The organism is Mesorhizobium sp. B2-9-1 (assembly GCF_006439455.1).
In the GTDB taxonomy this organism is placed as follows: domain Bacteria; phylum Pseudomonadota; class Alphaproteobacteria; order Rhizobiales; family Rhizobiaceae; genus Mesorhizobium.
On the sequence record NZ_VFTP01000029.1, the window covers coordinates 1 to 16,251 of the forward strand.

12 protein-coding genes and 1 pseudogene are annotated in these 16,251 nt (G+C 63.9%); 7 read left to right on the forward strand and 6 right to left on the reverse strand.

Going from position 1 to position 16,251, the window contains the following annotated elements; translation table 11 throughout:
• The first annotated feature begins 34 nt into the window (after positions 1-34).
• Together FJW05_RS26735 and FJW05_RS26740 are read left to right on the forward strand one after the other, a co-directional pair.
• Positions 35-1,321 carry an FAD-binding oxidoreductase gene (locus FJW05_RS26735; protein ID WP_140637019.1) on the forward strand — a complete coding sequence of 429 codons (1,287 nt, stop codon included), beginning with the start codon at positions 35-37 and terminating at the stop codon, positions 1,319-1,321.
• 255 nt (positions 1,322-1,576) lie between these two features.
• Positions 1,577-2,452: an SH3 domain-containing protein gene (locus FJW05_RS26740; RefSeq protein ID WP_140637021.1), complete on the forward strand. Its 876-nt coding sequence runs from the start codon at positions 1,577-1,579 to the stop codon at positions 2,450-2,452.
• On the opposite strand, the gene FJW05_RS26745 is transcribed toward FJW05_RS26740, so the two are convergent.
• Together FJW05_RS26745 and FJW05_RS26750 are read right to left on the reverse strand one after the other, a co-directional pair.
• A complete protein-coding gene (locus FJW05_RS26745) occupies positions 2,436-3,746 on the reverse strand; it encodes a Mur ligase family protein (protein WP_181165089.1) in 1,311 nt (436 codons plus the stop codon). The genes FJW05_RS26740 and FJW05_RS26745 overlap by 17 nt on opposite strands.
• A 128-nt stretch (positions 3,747-3,874) precedes the next feature.
• A complete protein-coding gene (locus FJW05_RS26750; protein ID WP_140637022.1) occupies positions 3,875-4,621 on the reverse strand; it encodes an SDR family oxidoreductase in 747 nt (248 codons plus the stop codon).
• A 307-nt stretch (positions 4,622-4,928) separates the two neighbouring features.
• Between FJW05_RS26750 and zwf the strand changes: the two genes are divergently transcribed.
• The 5 genes and pseudogenes from zwf to FJW05_RS26775 all read left to right on the forward strand — a co-directional run bounded on the left by zwf (position 4,929) and on the right by FJW05_RS26775 (position 9,651).
• Entirely contained in the window at positions 4,929-6,398 is a 1,470-nt protein-coding gene (gene zwf / locus FJW05_RS26755; protein WP_140637024.1) for a glucose-6-phosphate dehydrogenase, read from the forward strand.
• Positions 6,380-7,096: a 6-phosphogluconolactonase gene (pgl, locus tag FJW05_RS26760; RefSeq protein ID WP_140637026.1), complete on the forward strand. Its 717-nt coding sequence runs from the start codon at positions 6,380-6,382 to the stop codon at positions 7,094-7,096. The genes zwf and pgl overlap by 19 nt, the downstream gene beginning before the upstream one ends.
• A gap of 62 nt (positions 7,097-7,158) precedes the next feature.
• Entirely contained in the window at positions 7,159-8,982 is a 1,824-nt protein-coding gene (edd, locus tag FJW05_RS26765; RefSeq protein ID WP_140637028.1) for a phosphogluconate dehydratase, read from the forward strand.
• A gap of 68 nt (positions 8,983-9,050) precedes the next feature.
• Positions 9,051-9,373, forward strand: a pseudogene (locus FJW05_RS26770) (type II toxin-antitoxin system RelE/ParE family toxin).
• Positions 9,370-9,651: an XRE family transcriptional regulator gene (locus tag FJW05_RS26775; protein WP_140637030.1), complete on the forward strand. Its 282-nt coding sequence runs from the start codon at positions 9,370-9,372 to the stop codon at positions 9,649-9,651. The pseudogene FJW05_RS26770 and the gene FJW05_RS26775 overlap by 4 nt, the downstream one beginning before the upstream one ends.
• Positions 9,652-9,739: 88 nt before the next feature.
• Here FJW05_RS26775 and FJW05_RS26780 read toward each other — a convergent pair whose 3' ends face one another.
• The 4 genes from FJW05_RS26780 to FJW05_RS26795 form a co-directional block, all read right to left on the reverse strand.
• Positions 9,740-11,395, reverse strand: coding sequence for a VWA domain-containing protein (locus tag FJW05_RS26780; RefSeq protein ID WP_140637032.1), 1,656 nt, complete (start codon positions 11,393-11,395; stop codon positions 9,740-9,742).
• A gap of 87 nt (positions 11,396-11,482) precedes the next feature.
• Entirely contained in the window at positions 11,483-12,490 is a 1,008-nt protein-coding gene (locus FJW05_RS26785; RefSeq protein WP_140637034.1) for a GlxA family transcriptional regulator, read from the reverse strand.
• 108 nt (positions 12,491-12,598) lie between these two features.
• Complete coding sequence (gene folD, locus FJW05_RS26790) at positions 12,599-13,498, reverse strand: bifunctional methylenetetrahydrofolate dehydrogenase/methenyltetrahydrofolate cyclohydrolase FolD (RefSeq protein ID WP_140637036.1); 900 nt, start codon at positions 13,496-13,498, stop codon at positions 12,599-12,601.
• Between the two features lie 218 nt (positions 13,499-13,716).
• On the reverse strand, positions 13,717-16,224 hold the full coding sequence (locus FJW05_RS26795) for a GumC family protein (RefSeq protein WP_140637038.1): 2,508 nt from the start codon (positions 16,222-16,224) through the stop codon (positions 13,717-13,719).
• Positions 16,225-16,251: the final 27 nt, after the last annotated feature.

Genomic DNA, 16,251 nt, shown 5'->3' on the forward strand with positions numbered 1-16,251 from the left:
CCCCTACTCCCCTACTCCCCTACTCCCGAGCATCATGCCCTACCAATCCCCCATCTCCCCCGGTCGTTCCTGGTATGAGGACACGGTCGGATCCCGGCCTGAATATCCGGCTCTCGACGGCGACCGTATTTGCGACGTCGTCATCATCGGCGGCGGCTTCACTGGCTTGTCGGCAGCCGCGCATCTTGCCAAGGCGGGCGCAAATGTCGTCCTCATCGATGCCTATCGCTTCGGCGACGGCGCGTCGGGGCGCAATGGCGGCCAGCTCGGCACCGGCCAGCGCGCCTGGGCGGAAGAATTGGAGGCCGAATACGGCCTTTCCCGCGCCAAGGCGCTGTTCGACCTGGCCGAAGAAGCCAAGGCGCATCTGCTGGACTTCGCCGCCGCCAACGCGATCGACATCGACTATATGCCGGGTCAGCTTTCGGTGGCGCACAAGCGGCGTTATGTCGACGACTACAGGCGCCACGCCGAGATCATGGCAAGCCGCTTCGGCTACCCGCATATAAGCTTCATGAACGCGGCGGAAACCGCGGAAAGGCTGGGCTCGACACGCTATTTCGGCGGCACGCGCGACACCGGCACGGGCCACATCCACCCGCTGAAACTGGTGATCGGCACGGCGAAAGTGGCAGCCGCCGCCGGCGCGCATCTGTTCGAGCAGACGCCGTCCACCGGCATCGTTTCCAATGGCGGCAAGGTGACGGTCACGACGCCCAGGGGCACGATCACAGCCGACAAATGCCTGGTCGGGGTCAATGCCTATGGCGGCAACCTGGAGCCGGTGAGCGCGGCGCACATCATGCCGATCGGCTCCTTCATCGGCGCGACCGTGCCGCTCGGCGACACTTCCAAGGTGCTGCCGGGCGGCGAGTCGGTCGACGATTCCCGCTTCGTGGTGCGCTATTTCCGCAAGTCGAAAGACGGCCGGCTGTTGTTCGGCGGCCGTGAGATCTATGCCGTCAACGATCCGAAGGACATCCATGTTCACATCCGAAGGCAGATCGCCGAACTCTACCCCGACCTTAAGGATGTCGAGATCACGCATGGTTGGGGCGGCTATGTCGGCATCACGGTGCCGCGAAAGCCGTTCGTGCGCGAAGTGATGCCGAAAGTGATTTCGATGGGCGGTTATTCCGGCCACGGCGTCATGCTGTCGAACTTCTTCGGCAAACTCTATGCCGAGACCGTTGCCGGCAATCGCGACCGCTTGAAACTGATCGAGGATCTGAAAATCCCCGCCTTCCCAGGCGGCCGGCGTTTGCGCGCGCCGCTCTTGTTCCTGGCGCTGAACTGGTTCGCGTTGCGCGACAGGATTTGAAGCGGCCGCCCGGCCGAAGTCACCGATTCGGCACTGGCGGCCTCCACGCGGCAGGTTGTGGAAGCGTTAACAAGCGCGCAATTTCGCAAATTGGCTCACTCATGCCATAATCAGCGGTGAAAGATGCCATCATGGGCGAAAATCCGGGGATTTCGCGGGCTTTGTCCGCAGTGATTTAGGGACCGATGCCGATCGAAGCCGATCCTTACGGCAATGATCGAAAGAACGTCGGCCCGCTTGTTGGAGGTGGTTTGAGTGAACGAGCCCTTCAGTTTCGGCGCGCCGGAACGGCAGCGCTTTACAATGCAGTTCGGCTATAACGTACGGCCGTCCTTCTGGCAGAAGGTACAGTCGAACGCGCATCTGGTCATTGCAGCGGTCGGCACCGCCGCGCTGATCGGCGTGGCCGCGGTGGCGCTATGGCTATGCTTTCCGGGCAGCGACCGGCAAGTGGCCGCAGCGAGTGCCGAGCAGACCGTTCCGGCGATTCCGGTGAAGACCACGAAAGTCGCTCCGGCAGCGGCGGTCACCGTGGCGACGGCGCCGCAGGCCGCACGCAAGGGGGATGCAGTAACGCCCACGACGGCGGCCCGCGAAGCCAACATTCCGGCCCTGGCATCAAACAACCCCCGCTGGACGGCTTCCGACGCCAAGACGCCACCTGCCCCGGCCGAGAACCAGCCAGCTCCATCCAAGCAGGCCGCCGGCGCGGCCCCCGCGCAATCGACCGATACCGCCTTTGCCGAGGCCGATGCCGAGAACGACGCCGCGAACGCGCTGTCGCAGGTCGCCGCGTCCGCAACGGCCGCGAAGAAGCCGGGCGACACGATGGACGGCGCCCAAACCGCCGCCATCCCCGAAGCCAAGCCGCAGGTTCCAGATCCTCAGCCGGCAGCGACGGACGGCGCGGCCCAGCCCAAGCCGAAACCTCAAAAAGTCGACGCGGCGGCAAACGGGCGCGTCTTGAGGGCCGTGACCATGCGCTCGGGTCCGAAGAAGGGTGCATCCGCAATCGCCACGGTGCCGGCCAAGGCATCGGTGCAGGTGATGAGCTGCAAGCAATGGTGCGAGATCGTCTATAACGGCAAGCACGGCTGGGTCTACAAAAGCTACGTCAAGACCGGCGCGTGAGGCCAAGCAGCCATCCGAAACGGCGTCTTCTGCGTTCAAGCCGGCGATTTGCCAGGAAGGACTTGTGTTCCTCGAACGGCACTTCGTAGAGGCCGCAAGTGGAACACCCTTCCTTCTTGCCGCACGCTGGTATCCAGCATCGGACATCGTGCGTCCAGGCAAGCGCGACCCTCTCCAGATGAAGATTGCCGGAGCTCTTCAGCAGGATCAGTTCTCCGGGGACAGCCGTCTGCTTGATGTGATCGGAGACTTCCTTCGGGGTGCGAAGCTGGATGAAACGGCCACTGTCCCGATCGGCCTGGCTGGCGCGTGAGCGGTGGGCATTGTCACCGGTATAAATGACCTCATCGGCGACGCCGCGCGCGATACCGTAAGCAATGCCATACTTTCTCGACGACCCGGTGTAGTCGGAAATCTGTCCAACGACGATCCGTTTGCGAACGGCCTTGGCTTTGGCCATCATCTCGAACGCAATGTTCAGCGAATGCCAGGGCGCTTTGGCGGCATCGACTATGAACTGTGGACCTCGATCGGTCACCAGCACCGTGCAGCGGTTGGCCAGGGGTTCGAAGGATGCTGTCCTTGCGGCGATCTTTTCCGGCGGGACACCAAGTTCCAACGCCGTGACGACGGCGGCGGCCGCCGGCAGCCAGAAGTGCTCGCCAGGAAATCGTGTCTGCATGTCCATGTCGCCGCCGTGCCAGCGAGGTGAAAATCTGAGCAGGTCCGGATAGGCGGCATGGATGTCTGTTACACGATAGTCCGCGGCCTCCGACTGACCGAAAGTCGCCACGCGGCACCTTGCGCCCGAAGCCATATCAAGCACATGCGGGTCGTCGGCGTTCAAGATCGCGAGTCCGCCCGGCGACAAGGCCTCAACCAGCGCTCTCTTTTCCTGGGCGACAGCATCCAGGGTCCGGAATTGAGTGACGTGCTCCAGCCTGACCATCGTTACGACCGCTACGTCCGGCTTCAGCATCGCCGCCATCGACCGGATTGAGCCGGGCTCAAACGCGCCGGCTTCGAAGACGACATAGTCGATCTTGCCGGCACGTTTCATCCGCTTGTAGAGCGTACGGACAAGTGCCTTGAGCGTATTGGCCAGAACTTGAGTATAGACCGTGCCGTGACCAGCCAGGATATGACCAAGCAAGCTCGTTGCCGTCGATTTGCCGGAGCTGCCGGTTATGCCGATGAAGGTCGCCTTGCTTCGCGCACGCGCACGCTCTGCCCGATAGCGACGCAATCGCCAGCCGAGGCCGTTGCCAATTTCGCTCAGCCTGAGCTTAACCACCCGCCAGTTTCCCCTACCCCGATCCGTTATCCCTTCGGCGGACCATCAAGTCAAACTGGCCGGACGATGCCAATCCATTCGTTCACCGCTACCAGGAGCGGAACCCGCGATGTGCTTCCTGGAGCGGCTCAGATACAACGCCCGCCGTCGACCTCCAGCGCCACGCCGGTGATGAAGGCGGCTTCATCCGAGGCGAGCCACAGCGCCGCGTTGGCGACGTCGAGCGGTGTCGAGAGCCGTCCGAGCGGGATCGAGGCGCGGAATCTTTCGCGGATCTCAGGCGTATCGGCGCCCATGAACTTCTCCAGCATGCCGGTCTCGCCGGCGACCGGGCAGAGGCAGTTGACGCGGATGTTCTTCGGCGCCAACTCGACGGCCATCGACTTGGTGGCGGTGATCGCCCAGCCCTTGGAGGCGTTGTACCAGGTCAGGCCCGGCCGCGGCCGAAGCCCCGCCGTGGAGGCAGTGGTCAGGATGACGCCGCCGCCCTGGCGGTCCATGATCGGCACGACGGCAAGCGCCGCGTGGTAGATCGCCTTCATGTTGACGGCGATTATCAGGTCGAAGGTTTCCTCGTCGACGCCGAGCATATCGCCGTTGCGATGGGTGAAGCCCGCATTGTTGACCATGATGTCGATGCGACCGAAGGCGCTCTTGGCGGCATAGATCATCTCGTCGAATTCGGAGCGCAGGGAAACGTCCGTCTGGGTCCAGATGGCGCTCTCGCCGATCTCCTCGGCCACCCGCTCGGCGCCCCTGGCGTTGAGGTCGGCGACGACCACGCGCGCGCCCTCTTCGGCAAAGCGCTTGGCCATGCCTTCGCCGAAGCCCGACGCGGCGCCGGTGATGACCGCGACTTTATTCTCCAGACGCATGGTTTTCCCGCTCTTTGGATTCCGCAACTTGACGTGACTTTTCCATCTGCCGCCCGGCCCCGTCGCGCGCCAGGCTATATCTCCCTTAGCTTTCGTCACATTCGCGTTCTATGCTGCAGCCGCGAACGCTTCCGGAAGCCATGGCTTGCCCGACAGGCCTGCCGGCGGCGTGAGTGTCGGGAAACATGTGGACCGATGCAAGTGCAAGCCATTGGTCCTCGCATGTGACACCATGGCACTGGAAAATTTAAATCGATTAGAATATACCAACCACGCTGCCGGCGCCCGGCATCAAATCGGACTGACCATGACCAGCCAGATCATCCCTGTCGACCCATTCGATTTCATTATCTTCGGCGGCACCGGCGACCTGTCGGAACGCAAGCTCCTGCCGTCGCTCTACTATCGCCAGTGCGGCCACCAGTTCTCCGAGCCGACGCGCATCATCGGCACCTCGCGCGCAAAAATGACCGATGCCGAATTCCAAGCCTTCGCCAAGAAGGCGATATCAGATCATGTGAAGCCTGCCGATATCGATCCGAAGGAGTTGGAGATATTCCTGGCAAGGCTCTCCTACGTGTCGGCGGACGCAACGACTGGCGCCGGCTTCGATAAGTTGAAGAAGGCAATCGGCGACAGCGACCGCATCCGCGCCTTCTACCTTGCGGTAGCGCCGGCGCTGTTCGGCGACATTTCGCACCAGCTCAAAGAGCACAAGCTGATCACGCCGAACTCGCGCATCGTGCTGGAGAAGCCGATCGGCCGCGACCTCACCTCGGCGCGGGCGCTCAATGACGCTGTCGGTGACGATTTCCACGAAAGCCAGATCTTCCGCATCGACCACTATCTGGGCAAGGAAACGGTGCAGAACCTGATGGCGCTGCGCTTTGCCAATGCGCTCTACGAGCCGTTGTGGAACTCCGCCCAGATCGACCATGTTCAGATAACGGTCGCCGAGACCGTTGGTCTCGAGGATCGCGTCACCTACTACGACAAGGCAGGCGCGTTGCGCGACATGGTGCAGAACCACATCCTGCAGCTGCTCTGTCTGGTGGCCATGGAAACGCCGTCCTCGATGGACGCCGACGCGGTGCGCGACGAGAAACTGAAGGTGCTGAGGGCACTGAAGCGCATCAACGGCAACGAGGCGCCGAAGCACACCGTGCGCGGCCAGTATCGCGCCGGCGCCTCGGCCGGCGGGCCGGTCAAGGGCTATGTCGAGGAGCTCGGCAAGGACAGCGCCACCGAGACCTTCGTCGCCATAAGGGCCGAGATCGGCAACTGGCGCTGGGCCGGCGTTCCGTTCTATCTCAGAACCGGCAAAAGACTGGCGAGCCGGGTTTCCGAGATCGTCATCGAGTTCAAGCCAATCCCCTTCTCGATCTTCGATGAAGGTGCCGGGCCGATCTTCGCCAATCAGCTGGTGATCCGACTACAGCCCGACGAAGGCGTCAAGCAGTTCATCATGATCAAGGATCCGGGGCCGGGCGGCATGCGGCTGCGGCAGATCTCGCTCGACATGAGCTTCGCGCAGTCCTTCCAAGGCCGTGCGCCGGACGCTTATGAGCGGCTGATCATGGATGTGGTGCGCGGCAACCAGACGCTGTTCATGCGCCGCGACGAAGTCGAGGCGGCATGGAAATGGATCGACCCGATCCAGAACGCCTGGGAAAGCGCCCGGCAGGAAGCTCAGGGCTATACCGCCGGAACCTGGGGGCCATCGGCCTCGATCGCGCTCATCGAACGTGACGGACGGACATGGCACGAGAGCAATTGAGCCAAGCCCGCTACGGCTGGAACGGCTTTGCCGACCGCCAGGACCTGGCGACGGCGCTGGCCGGCGAGATTGCCGACCGGCTGGGCAGCGCCATCGCGGAACGCGGCACGGCGCTGCTCGCGGTGTCCGGCGGCACCACGCCGGCGAAATTGTTCGCCGTGCTGTCGGCCACGCCGATCGCCTGGGACAAGGTCACCGTGACGCTGGTCGACGAGCGCTTCGTGCCGCCCTCCTCGCCGCGCTCGAATGCCGGGCTGGTGGCGGCGAACCTGCTCCAGAACAAGGCCGCGACGGCGCGCTTCGTGCCGCTCTACCATGAGGCGGCGAGCATTGAGGATGCAGCGGCGATGGACAGCGAAGCGCTGCGGGCGCTGCCTTGGCCGCTCGACGTGGTGGTCCTCGGCATGGGCGGCGACGGCCATACCGCGTCGTTCTTCCCGGATGCCGGCAATCTCGAGGAATTGCTCGACCTAGCCTCGCAGCGGATCGTGCTGCCGGTGCATGCGGCAAGCGGCGGCGAGCCGCGGCTCACTCTGTCGATGGCACGCATTGTGGCCGCCGGCTTCGTCGCGCTCCATATCGAAGGCGAGGACAAGCGCGCCGCATTCAACGGCGCGATGGGTCCTGGCGCGAAGAAGCCGATCCGCAGAGTGATCGAGGCGGCGCCTAGACCGATAGAGGTGTTCTGGGCACCCTGATTTCAGATGAGGACAGCCCGGCGGCAGAGGGAGGACGTTGCCGGGCTCGGAAAGGACGGACCATGACAGCCAGACGCGATATCGAAACCATCACGGAACGCATCCGCCAACGTTCGAAAGCTGGCCGCGAAGCCTATCTCGGCCGCATCTCGGAGGCTTCCAGCCGTACCGCAAACCGCGCGGTGCTGGGCTGCGGCAACCTCGCGCACGGCTTTGCCGTGTGCAGCCCGTCCGAAAAGATCGCGCTCGGCGGCCACCGCGTGCCGAACCTCGGCATCATCACCTCCTACAATGACATGCTGTCGGCGCATCAGCCCTTCGAGACGTTCCCGGCACTGATCAAGGAAGCCGCGCACGAGGCAGGCGGCATCGCCCAGGTTGCCGGCGGCGTGCCGGCGATGTGCGACGGCGTCACCCAAGGCCAGCCCGGCATGGAGCTGTCGCTGTTCTCACGCGACGTGATCGCGATGGCGGCGGCGATCGGCCTGTCGCACAACATGTTCGACGCGGCCGTCTTCCTCGGCGTCTGCGACAAGATCGTGCCCGGGCTGGTGATTGCAGCGCTCACCTTCGGGCATCTGCCGGCCGTGTTCGTTCCGGCCGGGCCGATGACGACCGGTCTCGCGAATGACGAGAAGGCCAAGATCCGCCAGCTTTATGCCGAAGGCAAAGTCGGCCGCGCCGAACTGCTGGAAGCGGAGTCCAAATCCTATCACGGGCCGGGCACCTGCACCTTCTACGGCACCGCCAATTCGAACCAGATGCTGATGGAGATCATGGGCCTGCACACGCCCGGCGCCTCCTTCGTCAATCCGGGCACGCCGCTGCGCGACGCGCTGACCAGGGAAGCGGCAAAGCGCGCGCTGGCGATCACCGCGCTCGGCAATGCCTATACGCCGGTCGGGCGCATGATCGACGAGCGCTCGGTCGTCAACGGGGTCGTCGGCCTGCACGCCACCGGCGGCTCGACCAACCACACGATCCATCTGATCGCGATGGCCGCCGCCGCAGGCATCGCGCTGACCTGGCAGGACATTTCCGACCTGTCGGAGGCCGTGCCGCTGTTGGCGCGTGTCTATCCGAACGGGCTTGCCGACGTGAACCATTTCCATGCCGCCGGCGGGCTCGGCTTCCTGATCCGCGAGTTGCTCGACGAAGGCCTGTTGCACGAGGATGTGCAGACGGTGTGGGGCGAAGGCCTGCGGCCCTACGCGGTCGAGGCGAGGCTTGGCGATGACGGCAGCGTGCTGCGCGAAGTGGCGCCGCTCAACAGCGGCGACGAGAAGGTGTTGGCGCCGTTCAAGAAGGCGTTCCAACCGACCGGCGGACTAAAGGTGCTTGCGGGCAATCTCGGCCATGCCGTGATCAAGACCTCTGCGGTCAAGCCCGAACGGCGCGTCATCGAGGCGCCGGCCAAGGTGTTCGACAGCCAGCAGGGCCTCAACGACGCCTTCAAGGCCGGCCAGCTTAGCGGCGACTTCGTCGCTGTGATCCGCTTCCAGGGGCCGAAGGCCAATGGCATGCCGGAACTGCACAAGCTGACCACGGTGCTCGGCATACTGCAGGATCGCGGCCAGCGTGTCGCGTTGGTGACCGACGGGCGCATGTCGGGCGCCTCCGGCAAGGTGCCGGCAGCGATCCATGTGACGCCGGAAGCGGTCGAGGACGGGCCGATCGCCAGGATCCATGACGGCGACGTCATTCGGCTAGACGCCGATGCCGGCACGCTGGAGGTGCTGGTGCCGGGAACGGAGTTCGCGCTGCGCCGCACGGCGGAAGCCGACCTCATCGGCAACGAGTTCGGCTTCGGGCGCGAGCTGTTCGCGGGCTTCCGGCAACTGGTCGGGCGGGCCGATCATGGCGCCGCCGCGTTTGGAAATGCCTGATCTCTCGGTCCATGTGAAAAGCAACTTGCGCTGACTATACAAAATTCTGTATAGTTGCCGGCGTGAAGATGCTTAAATTCCAGGGCAGCGCCCTCAGTGATCTGCGCGCCTTTCCAAACTCGGCGCGGCGTGAAGCAGGCTACCAGCTCGATAAGGTGCAGAACGAGCAACTTCCGACCGACTGGAAGCCTATGACAATGGTCGGCAAGGGCGTATTGGAATCAGAATTAGGGATGAGACCGGCGCGTTTCGCATCATCTATACCGCCAAATTTGCCGACGCGATCTACGTACTGCATTGCTTCCAGAAGAAGATGCAGAAGACCAGCAAAACAGATTTGGATTTGGCCGCGAAGCGCTACGGCGATCTCATCAAGGAGTTAGGCCAATGAGCAACGAAACTTTTGTAAGTGTGTGGGATGCCATCGAAGATACTCCCGCCGAAGCAGAGAACATGAAGCTCCGCTCCACGCTCATGATGGCGCTGGAGCGGCATATTCGAGCAAAGGGCTGGACGCAGGCCGAAGCCGCGCGCCGGCTTGGCGTAACCCAACCGCGCGTGTCCGATCTCCTGCGCGGGAAGATCAACTTGTTCGCCCTCGACACCCTCGTCAATATGGCAGTCGCGGCAGGGCTTCACGTCGAAATGCGGGTCTCGGACGCTGCCTGACCGGCGCAGCCAAGTGGCATTCCGCGACAGCAATATTCGCGGAATGCTCACGCAATAAGGACTGGAACGTCGGATCCGGTTGCGGTCACTACTGCACAATGATCTCGGTGCGCTCACCCGCCTTGATTGTCACCGGCATTTCCTTCTCCTGGCCTTCAGCGGACATGTGTCGCACGACCACATAGTCGCCGGCGGGGATCGCCTGTTGCCAGCTATCACCGTAGGTCAGGCCCAGCGACTTGCGTTTGCCTTCGATGTCCTTCTTCGACGACAACACCTCGATCGAGTAGGCGCCGGGTGCCGACATCGCCAGCACGCCGGCATCGAGCGCGACCTTGATGTCCTGATTGTCGCCGGCCTTGATGCTGAAGGGCTGCTCGACGACGGCGAGATCGAGCGTCGTGAGCGCGACGTAGTCGTCTGGCGGCAGCCAGAACTTGCTGTCAGGTCCGTAGGAATGCTCCACGCTTTCACGCGAGCCGTCGATCTTCTTCTTCGCCTTGACGACCTCGAAGCCGATGCCGGAATTGTCGGCCTTGTCGCCGCCGGCGGCGTAGTAGGCGTTGAGCACGGCATGACCGACGCCGACGACGATGTCCTTCTCGACGGTCTGCCCGGCACCAAGCTGGACCGTCTCCGTCGCAGTGCCGGCGCCGATCTGCACCGTCACCTTCTGCTCGCCAGCGGGGACGGTCGCCTTGGCGTCGCCATAGTGCGTGGTGCTGCCGCCAGGATAGGCGAAGTCGACACGCGCTTCGCCGCTGATCTCCGAGCCCTGGCTAGCATGCGGATGGATGACCAAAGTGCCGGCGTTCAGCGTGAACAGCGGGCTGTAGGTCTTGCCAGCCTCTATCTTGATCTTCTGCTCGCTCCTTGCCTCGTCGTCGCGGCCGACGATAAGGTAGTCGCCCGGCTCGAGATTGGTCTTGAGCACGCCATATTCGGTCATGACTTGGTCGCCGCGCGTGCCGTCGGACTTCGCCTTGTAGATCTCCCAGGCATTGCCGTCGGTAATCGGATCGCCGCCCTCGGCCATGACCACGCTCGGCATGAAATTGAACTCCGGCTTGGCCGATTCGGGCGCGGGAGCCGGCGCGGGTTCGGGCGCCGGCGCCGGAGTCGGAGCCGCGACGGTCTCGACCAGGGCTTCTTGCAGCGCCTTCTCGTCGGAGGCTTGGATGTATTTGCCGCCGGTGTTTTCGGCGAGGCAGGCGATCTGCTTGCCTTCGTCGGCGGTCAGGCCGAAACCGACGACATCGGCGGTGAAGTCGACGCCGCTTTGCTTCAGCTCCTTGCCTAGCGCGCAAGGATCGCCGCCGCAGGTCTCGAGCCCGTCGGTGATGAGGACGACGGTGGCCTTGTCCTCGGTGTATTTGAGCGCTTCCGCCGCCTGCTTGACGGCGGCCGTGAGCGGCGTCTTGCCGAGGAATTTCATGCTGTCGGCTGCTGACGAGATGGCGCTGGCCGAACCGGCCTGCGGCGGCACGATCAGCTCGATGTCGTCGCAACTACCTTTGGTGCGATGGCCATAGGCCATGAAGCCGATCTCGTCGTCGGCGGGAACCGACTGAAGCACCGTGCGCAGCGATTCACGCGCGATCTCCAGCTTCGGCTTGCCGTCGATCTGGGCCCACATCGAGCCTGATGCATCGAGGATGATGATGACCTTGTTGGCGGCAAAGCCGAAACTGGTCATCGACAAAAGCAGGAGCGCCGCAGCGACGCTCCGTATCAGTCCCGCCATGGAAATCTCCTGAGAGCAACCCTCGTCCGCGTTGCGAAAGCTATTTGAGGCGGCATTCGGAGACAAGTCCGAAGGCCGGCGAGTCACTCAATAAGTGGTGCGCCGCTCTTCCGATGGCGGACGGCCGAACTGCAGCCGGTAGCTCTGTGCGAAATAGGAGTGCGAGGTGAAGCCGGTGGCGATCGCCACGTCGAGAATCGGCATGTTGGTCTGGCGCAGCAATTCGCGCGCGCGTTCGAGCCGCAGCCGCATATAGTAGCGGCCGGGGGTGACGCTCAAATGGCGCAGGAACAGGCGCTCGACCTGGCGCACCGACAGCCCCGCCGACTTGGCGAGCTGCACCGCCGACAGCGGTTCGTCGAGATGATCGGCCATCAACTCGACGATGCGCCTCAGCTTCTCCGACTTGCCGGTGAGATCGCGTTCCGGTCCGACGCGCTGGCGGTCGCCGGCCGAGCGGATGCGCTCGTGCTGGAACTGGTTGGCGACGCCGTTGGCGAGGTTGGAGCCGTAATCGCCGCGCACGATCTCCAGCATCAGGTCGATCGAGGTGGTGCCGCCGGCGCAGGTGTAGCGCTTGCGGTCGATCTCGAAGACATTGCCGGTGCAGTTGATGTCGGGGAAACGCTCCATGAAGCCGGCGCGGTTCTCCCAATGGATGGTGCAGCGATAGCCGTCGAGCTGCCCGGCTTCTGCAAGCAGATAGGAGCCGACCGACAACGCACCGAGCGCATTGCCGCGCCGGCCCCAGCTGCGCAGCGCCGCCAGAACCTTGCTCTTGCCGGGAAATTCGATGGAGAGGCCGACCGAAACGAACAGGATGTCGACCGGCGGCATGTCGGCGACCGAATAGTCGATCTTCAACGGCAGGCCGTTCGAGGCCATGACCGCGTCGCCGTCGGCCGAGATCGTCGTCCAGCCATAGAAATCGCGGCCGAGCAGTCGGTTCGCCGAGCGGAAGCAGTCGATGGCGGCCGCCAACGAGAACATCGAGAATTTGTCGACCAAGAGGAAGCCGAACTGGCGGCCGCCCTGAACGGGATCGCTCGTGATCGGCCGCTCGAGAACGGGATGCGACTGGTTCGAGTGGGGCATCCCGCTCTGTCCCTTTATTTCAACCGCATTCGTGCGACGCCAAGTGGTTCCACTTGGCTGCAAAATGCTGGGGAGCGGTCAGGTTCGGCAATGCCGAGGCTTTCTCAATCAGAAGGACGGCCGCTTCAACCCGGCCGCGAGGTAAGCGGAAGCTACAGTGTTCGCCATCAGCATGGCAATGGTCATCGGCCCGACGCCGCCCGGCACCGGCGTGATGGCGCCCGCGAGCTTGGCCGCTTCGGCATAGGCGACGTCGCCGACCAGGCGGCTCTTGCCTTCGCCCTTTTCGGGCGCGGGGGTGCGGTTGATGCCGACGTCGATGACGGTCGCGCCGGGCTTGACCCAATCGCCCTTGACCATCTCTGGGCGACCGACGGCGGCGACAAGGATATCGGCGGTGCGAGCCAGCGCCGGCAGGTCCCTGGTGCGGCTGTGGGCAATGGTGACCGTGCAGTTGGCGGCAAGCAGCAGGTTGGCCATCGGCTTGCCGACGATGTTGGAGCGGCCGACGACGACGGCGTTGAGCCCGGAAAGGTCCTTGCCGCGCACCCGCTCGATCAACAGCATGGAGCCTGCCGGCGTGCAGGGCACGAAGGCCGTGTCGAGCTCGCCGGTGCCGAGCTTGCCGACATTGATGAAATGAAAGCCGTCGACATCCTTTTCCGGCGCGATCGTCTGGATCACCTTGCCGGCGTCGATATGGCCGGGAAGCGGCAGTTGCACGAGGATACCGTGGATAGACTTATCGGCGTTGAGGTCGCCGATGATCTTCAGCAATTGTTCTTCGGTGGTGTCGGCCGGCAGCGTATGCTGGAGCGAATGGAAGCCGCATTCCTTGGCGGTGCGCGATTTCGAGGCGACGTAGACCTGGCTCGCCGGGTCTTCACCGACGATCACCACCGCAAGGCCGGGCTTGGTGGCCCCTTTGGCCGACAGCTCCGCGGTCAGAGCCTTGACCTTCGAAACCACGTCCTCGGCGACACGCTTTCCATCAATCACTTCGGCCATCACTAACCCTCAGCTTCGCTTCGAGGCCGCATCGATGCACGGCCCCATTTCCCCGATCGGCATTGTCGATCCGCCAAAGCGAGACGCTTGCGGCCGGAATGCAGCGCGGCATTTTCACGAAAATTCGACAAGGCAATCCCGTCAAAGCGTCGTCGGATGCCGTAAACCCGAAACCGGCCGCTTTTATCGAACCGCGAGCCGTCCAGAAATACGGATATTTAGAAATAGCGGCGGCGCGTGCGGCTCTCGGTCAGCTCACGCACCGCCTCGCGGAATTCGCGCAGGCTGGCGCGGATCTCATCGATCTCGCCTTGCTGGCCGGCGGGGGGCTGGTCGGCGGGAGGCCGGTCTGCGGACGGCTGGTCGGCCTCTCCGGCGGCCGGCGACCGCGGATGATAGGATGCCGCCGATGCCGAATAATGATCGTCGTAGGGATCGGTCCGGCCGTGGTCCGGCCGGTACGAATAGGAATAGCCCTGCTCGTATGGCGGCTGGAAATTCTCCCGCGCCGATGGTTGAGCCCGGGGATAGCGTTCTTCCAGGGTGGGCGCCCGCCAGGCGCTTTCAGGCGGTACAGAGTCCATATCGACCGTTTCAGCCGGCTCGCGCCGCACGGAATAGCGAACCGCCGAGACAAGCGAGCCGAAAAGCCCGGGACGGCGGGCATCGTTGGCCGGTTCCGGCGGCGGCGTGACGGATTGGACCGGAGCCGGTGCAGCCGCCTGCACAAGTGGTGAAACCTGCGGTGCAGGCGACGGTGTGAAGGACGCTGCCGGCGACGGCGTGAAGGATGAAGCCGGAGGCGGCGTGAAAGGCGGAGCCGGTGCTGGTGTGAAGGCCGGAGGTGGCGGCAGAGCGACAGGCGAGGCCGGCGGCGTGGCGAGTGGTGGCGGCGCCGGTGGGGCGGCCCGATTGGAATTGCTCTCAAGCGCAGAAGGACGGTCTTCAGTCTCGCGACGCGAGCGTGCATTGGCCGTCTCGCGCAGGCTGGCAAGGATGCCGCGCAGCGCGCCGAGGCCGATGCCGGCAAAAAGGCCCGCGAACAGGCCCGCCAACGCCATCACGACACGCGACGGCCCCTTGGCCTCCAGCGGCGGTTGAGCCGGCGAAAGCACGTTGATGTTGGCAGAATTGACGTTCTTTTGCTCGCCGGTTTCCTTAGCGCGCAGCAAATACTGCTCATAGACCGAGCGCTTGGCGGCGGCTTCGCGTTCCAGCTCGCGCAGCGAGACAAGATTGTTGTTCACGTCGCCACTCTGCACCTTGGCCTGGGCCAGGCGCGAGGACAAGTCCTGCTCGAGCTGAACGGAGCGCTTCAGGTCGACCTGCAGCGAGGACGCGATGCGCTGCAGCTCGGCGGTGATGCGTTCGCGCGCGCCGGCAAGCTGGGCGTTTAGCGCCTGCAGCTCAGGATGACGCGGCCCGAACTTGATCGCGGCGCGGTCGGCTTCCTGCTTCAGCGCCGCATATTGCGAGCGCAGCTCGCTCATCATGTTGGAGTTGATCTCTTCCGGCAACGTGCCGCTGAGGACCGAGTTGACGTTCAGCGAGCGTGCCGAGGCGGCGCGGGCGTTCAGCTCGAGCGTGCGGGCGCGGGCGACGGAAAGCTGCTCGTTGAGCTTCAACATCTGGTCGTCGCTGATCAGGTGGCCCTGCGCGTCGACAAGGTCGTGCGTCGCCCTGAAATCCTCAACGTTGCGTTCGGCCGTCTCGACGCCCTTGCGCAGCTCATCGAGCTTCGACGTCAGCGCGGTCGTCGCACGTCCGGCCATTTCTGACTGGTAGTTGCCGATCTCCCGCTGAAAGACGTCTCTCGTCGTGTTAGCTATCTCTGCCGATTTCTCGCCATTGCGCGTGGTGGCGCTGATGGAGATGACAAAAGTCTTGCCGGTGCGCTCGACCGACAGGCTGTCGGCCAGATTGCCGACGGCCAGCGCCTGGCGGCGAATCTCGTCACTGCCGGCCGGCTGGTCATCCCGCGAAATCATCGAGCGCAGGAACGACGTGACGCCGAGGCCACCAGACCCCTGACCGTTGAATTCCGGGTCGTTGACGAGGTTGAGCTCCTTGACGACCTCGTCAAGGACCTTGCCTGATGTGACCATCTTGATGCGGGTTTCGACAACGGCCAATGCTGCGTCGGGCTCACCCACCGATTGGGTGAGATCGCGGTCGGCAAGTTTCAGGTCACCCGGCTCGATGGTTAGCTCGGTCGTGGCTTCGTATTTCTTCGGCGTCGATAGCGCCAGCGCGATGCCAAGCGCGGCGCCCAGGATGGTGGTGGACAGGATCAGCGCTTTGGAGCGAGCGATGCCGCCAATCACCTGCACCGGGTCGATCAGCGGTTTCCATTCCTGGGATTCGTCGGCAGCGGGTGGTCGGCCTATATGGCGAGGTTCGGGAGCAGCATGCGGTTGGTGGCCTTCCGCAGTGCCCCCGTAGCCCTGCCCTAGCGAAGCGGCATGGTTTCTTCCCGCCCAATCGTCCCCGGTTTCGACCGGATCCGCCTGATCGTGGCCAAATCCGGCGGTTTCGCCGGGGCGCGGATTCAACTTTTCTTCGCGCTCGGAACGCGCGGCGCGATGGCGCGCGGCGGCATCCTCGCGCCAGGAAGAATTTGCCCGGTCGCCGATCGAAACCGTCTTGTCGTCGCCACGCATCGCTTGGCCGAGCGCCAGCAGAGAACGCTCGCGCCTCCAGTCATCACGGTTATCCCTGTCGACCATTGTCCTGGAACTTTGCTCTCTGGCGGC